Origin of the sequence: Hyphomonas oceanitis SCH89, from assembly GCF_000685295.1 — a bacterium.
GTDB classification, from domain to species: Bacteria; Pseudomonadota; Alphaproteobacteria; order Caulobacterales; family Hyphomonadaceae; genus Hyphomonas; species Hyphomonas oceanitis.
Genome location: NZ_ARYL01000078.1, coordinates 1 through 4422, shown reverse-complemented (window position 1 = coordinate 4422; position 4422 = coordinate 1). Strand labels below are relative to the sequence as shown.

The following is a 4422-nucleotide window of genomic DNA, read 5'->3' as shown; positions in this document are numbered from 1 at the left end:
CATCCTTGCGCCACGCGTCCATGACGGCTTCTGAAAGAAGGGTTCGAAGGCCTTTTCAATTTCCTCTTTGCCCATGCCCGATCCGCGATCCCGGACCATAAGGAGGATACCCCGCCCGACGATACGTGAGACTTTCACGGTAATTGCCGAGCCTGAGCCATGCTCGAACGCGTTCGTCACAAGGTTCTGGACAATCCGCTCCAGCGCCGTGCGATCATAATACACCTTCGGCAGCCCCGGCTCAGCGCTGACCTGCAGAGGCACATCGGCATAGCCTGGCGAAGCAAGGCGGACCCGACTGACAGCACTATTGATGATCTCGGAAAGTTCCACGATCTCTTCTTCGGCTGTCACAGTTTCACGGTTCAGTTTCGAGAAGCTGATGATCTGATCAATGATGCCGCCTAGATAAGACGCGTGTTTGCGAATCTGGTCTGCGTAGCCGCGGAATTCGCGCTCATCGAACGGAATGTTCGAATCACTTCCCATCAGGCCCGAACACCCGACGATCACATCCAGCGGCACCTTGAGTTCCCGGCTCATCGAGTTGAGGAAGCGGGTTTTGGCCGCATCCGCGGTCTCTGCCTCTTCCTTCGCTACCTCGATCTCACGCTTACTCTGCTCCAGGCTGGTCACGTCCGTGTGGAGAATCACGTGACCGCCATTCGGTACGGTCTCGACCGACTTCTGCCAGTAACGATCGCCCGCCTTCGGCAGGCGCCGCGAACCGACACTCAGATCACCTTCTGTGCCCGTGAAGTAGGCCTTGTGGAGGTCATTCTGGACGAGAACTGTTCCATTGGCGTCGAGATAGGCAAAAGCCTGCCCGCTCGCGTTCAAGGCGCCAATCAGGATTTCATGCGATTCTGTCGCGCGGATGCGGGATTCCACGTTCGATACGAATGTCAGGTAGGTACGCTTCATGCCGAAATAGACGGCGAACATGAACACCATAACCATCAGCGAGATTGCGACGGTCGAGCGAGCCCATGCGATACCGACAAAGAGCAGGAACATGAAGATCGCCGCGCCTGAGTAGCGCAGCGCCACCCTTGGCACATGCGGCAGCAAAGCCGACATGCCTGCAATCATCGGCAGGATAAGCAGGGCGGCATAGATAACCGCCATATACTTATCGCCGTTGATGAAGAATGGTAGAGAGCCCCACGCCGCGCCGAACGTATAGGCCAGCCACTCAGAACGCCGCAGGTATCGCCCGCTGACCTCTGTCGGTCGGGACAGTCCACGCTTCAGCAGGGCATCGATGACGAGCACGGCCGCCAGCACCCAGTTCATGAACAGCCAGTAGCGCAGCGACGTATTCGCGATGCTTTGCTCGATCAGAATGGTTGTCGCCGTCGAGTTGACGAGCATGACCCCTGCCATTGTGGCAGTGTGACTCGCGAACGCCAAGTGCTGCTCAAGCAAGACCACGCGATCCACAGCGGTCGCGTTCGGGTGCCTGCTCTGCAGCAAGTACTTCAGGAATGAAATCTGAGAACCATTAGTCGGCATTAGGCCCGTTTACCGCCATAAGATGAAAATGAGCCTTGTCACCAAGTGCTAACTTTATGAGAGTGAATGCGATTTCGTTAATAAATTGAGTTCATGGGACACAGTGTGGACACGCCCAATCCGTTGAAGATTGCAATTATCGGGGCCGGTCCCGCGGGCCTCAGCGCTGCGCATTTTCTTATGCAGCGCGGCATTCGCGCGACCGTTTTCGAGGCTAATGACCGTATAGGTGGAAAATCCTTTTCGATCCTTAACGGGGACAACCTGAACGAGATGGGAACCTGTTACACCACTCGGTCACATACGATGATCAAGGGGTGGATGAAGGATAACGGAATCACGTTGAAGCGACTCGGCGTAGCCCTCTATGATGGGGAGCCCGTTGTGAATTATGTCAAACATGGCCCCGGAGCCCCCCTGCCCTTTCAGGTTCTCCGATTCATTCGAAAGGCGGCCATCCTCCGGAAAGGCATCAAGCAACGCCCTGACGATCCCGAGATTATGAAAGAGGCTTCGCTCTCAACGATCGAATGGGTGCGCGCGCTCAACATCCCCAAAATCGAACGGGCCATGCACCGAATCCAGACCACGCAGGGATATGGCTATGTTGACAAGGCCACGATCGGTCAGACCGTCCAATGGTGCGACCTGCAATACGTCCTGTCTGGCGTTCTGAATGATCTTCATATGCCCGAACAGGGCTGGACGACGTTCTGGCAAAGGTTCGCCCGCAGCTTCGACGTCCGACTCGGCACGCCCGTTCTCGGCATCGACCGATCTGGCCCCAAACCCGTGATTTATACGCGCGACGGCAAACACGTCTTTGATGCCGTTCTGTCAACAATCCCGATGCAACTGTTCACCTCAATCGCAAAGGCAACGGAACTTGAGCAACGCGTCGCTGAAAGCATTGCCTGGCAAACCTATACGACGACACTGCTCGCCTCGAATGACTGGTTCACAGGCCATCAGGTGATCGGCTATTCGCGCGCATCCAAGGACAGCTCACTTCAGGGGGCTATTCTGGGTGGCCGTGCCGAGGGCGAAAGCGCCGACCTTGGCGGCCGCCTATACGTCACAGGACAGTTCTCGGAGAGCCTGACGCCGGAAGAATTGCGCGAAATCCTTCATGCCGATGCCGCACATCTCGGATTCACGATTAACAACGTTATCCTACAGAAATCCTGGCAATATTTTCCACAATACAAGGCTGACGCCGTAGCGCATGGCCTGTTTGGAGATCTGCTCAGGGTGCAGGGCCACAACAGTACATGGTTCAGCGGGTCAACATTCTCACATGAACTCGTGTCCAGCGTTGTCGGTCGAAGCGAAATCGTGGTTCGCGATATGACCGCTGCGCTATCAGGACAGCAGAAACCTGTCTCAGCCGACGCTTGATCTGGCCAGAACAAGAAATGAATTAACGCCTGGCAGGGGCAGTAAGACTCGAACTTACGACACCCGGTTTTGGAGACCGGTACTCTACCAACTGAGCTATACCCCTACAGGCGAAGCGGTGGTTTGCCCCAAACTGCGCGGCGGTGCAAGCGCAAGAATGTATCTGTTTCGCAGAACTGGCTTGGTGAATTACCCAGCGAAGTAGGTATCAATTTCCTGAAGGACGCCCGATATCCAGGCCTGCTCTTCGAGACTTATCTCCGGACGCCATACCTGGAAGATTAGCACGAAGCGGTCTCGGTCACTGTTGTTCCACGCCTCATGTTCGATGGAATCGTTGAAAATCAACAGCTCGTCAGGGCGCCATGCGCGCGTCTCATTGCCGACTCTCAAACCGCAGTCATCCGGAATTTCCAGAGGCAGGTGGCATGTCAGACGCGTGTTCAAGAATCCGACATGCGCCGCTATCCGGGCCTTCGGCGCCAAACGTGATATCAAACTTGAAGGCCCACGACCGGGAATGATTTCCTGTGGCACGCCGCCCAGTGCGGCCAGCGTATTAGCAAAACGCTCTGAGCCGCGATCCATCACAACGCCATCCTTTTGAATGAACAAGGCCGTCCAGTCCTGGCTATCGATCAGGGGATTATCCTTGTTGACCGGCTTGTTCCCCGTTGTGTGGATGTAGGGGACGAAAGCCGAGATATCTGCACGAGCCGCTTCAAACTCACGCTGGATTGCGCCTGACGCAGCCATCAGACCGTCCGTCCATTCGAATTCGGAGGGTTCATAAAACTGGATATCGGGCAGCTCCGGATAATAGAACGCCCGCGGTTGTTGTATGTATCTCTGCTTTCTCTCAGCCAACAGGTCCAGAGACTGCCTAAAACGCGCGCTCAGCCCGTCACGATGGCCGAAAAGCGCACTCAGACGCGCCTCAATATGATGGACCAATTCTGACTTATGCGATTCATACAGTCGGCGAACACGCAGCAATTCGACCGCCATTTCTGACGGCAAGCCGTCCCCTTCGGGCGCCAGGCGGCCCACCAGATCGTAAAATGACGCGGCACCGCGTTTATCGCCGTTGTTCCAAAGCGCATCGCCTTTGAGGATCAGGGCGCGGAGATTTCTCGGCTCGAGATTCAAGGCTCGATCAGCTGCCCCTGCCACACCTTGCCAGTCTGCCTGAATACGTGCTGACAAGGCAATCGCGATCCAGACAGATATATCGGCCTGACCTGCTGCGGCGATCGCTTCAAACTTTTCTCGCGCGGTATTTCCATCCCCTGCCCGCAAGGCCTGCATGCCGGTCGCGCCGAGCTGATTGATGTCGGTCATTTCACTCATTCGCAGTCGCACCTGTTGATCAAAGGAAATTGGCTAAAGTTCACCACGTCGGTCTACAACACTTCGCCACAACGCAAAACGCCGCCCCGTTTCCGGAGCGGCGTTTGACTTCAACAAGCTGTTTACAGCTTATTTCTTGATTGCGGAGACGACGCCGGC

At 55.9% G+C, this 4422-nt stretch carries 3 protein-coding genes and 1 tRNA gene; 1 reads left to right on the top strand and 3 read right to left on the bottom strand.

What is annotated here, in order from left to right; all coding sequences use genetic code 11:
* The coding region (locus HOC_RS20000) for a sensor histidine kinase (protein ID WP_162174913.1) at positions 1-1386 on the bottom strand (1386 nt) is incomplete at its 3' end.
* Positions 1387-1608: 222 nt separating this feature from the next.
* Here HOC_RS20000 and HOC_RS19995 point away from each other — a divergent pair.
* The gene (locus tag HOC_RS19995; RefSeq protein WP_035542114.1) at positions 1609-2913 is read left to right on the top strand and encodes an FAD-dependent oxidoreductase; all 1305 of its coding nucleotides are present in this window, start codon (positions 1609-1611) and stop codon (positions 2911-2913) included.
* A 30-nt stretch (positions 2914-2943) separates the two neighbouring features.
* On the opposite strand, the gene HOC_RS19990 is transcribed toward HOC_RS19995, so the two are convergent.
* Positions 2944-3019: transfer RNA gene (locus HOC_RS19990), tRNA-Trp, on the bottom strand.
* 83 nt (positions 3020-3102) lie between these two features.
* Positions 3103-4263 carry an aspartyl/asparaginyl beta-hydroxylase domain-containing protein gene (locus HOC_RS19985; RefSeq protein WP_051625163.1) on the bottom strand — a complete coding sequence of 387 codons (1161 nt, stop codon included), beginning with the start codon at positions 4261-4263 and terminating at the stop codon, positions 3103-3105.
* Positions 4264-4422 lie beyond the last annotated feature (159 nt).

Excerpts from the sequence above, each read along its gene's own strand:
- HOC_RS19995 (WP_035542114.1), top strand. The coding sequence starts at position 1,609 with ATGGGACACAGTGTGGACACGCCCAATCCGTTGAAGATTGCAATTATC.
- HOC_RS19985 (WP_051625163.1), bottom strand. The coding sequence starts at position 4,263 with ATGAGTGAAATGACCGACATCAATCAGCTCGGCGCGACCGGCATGCAG.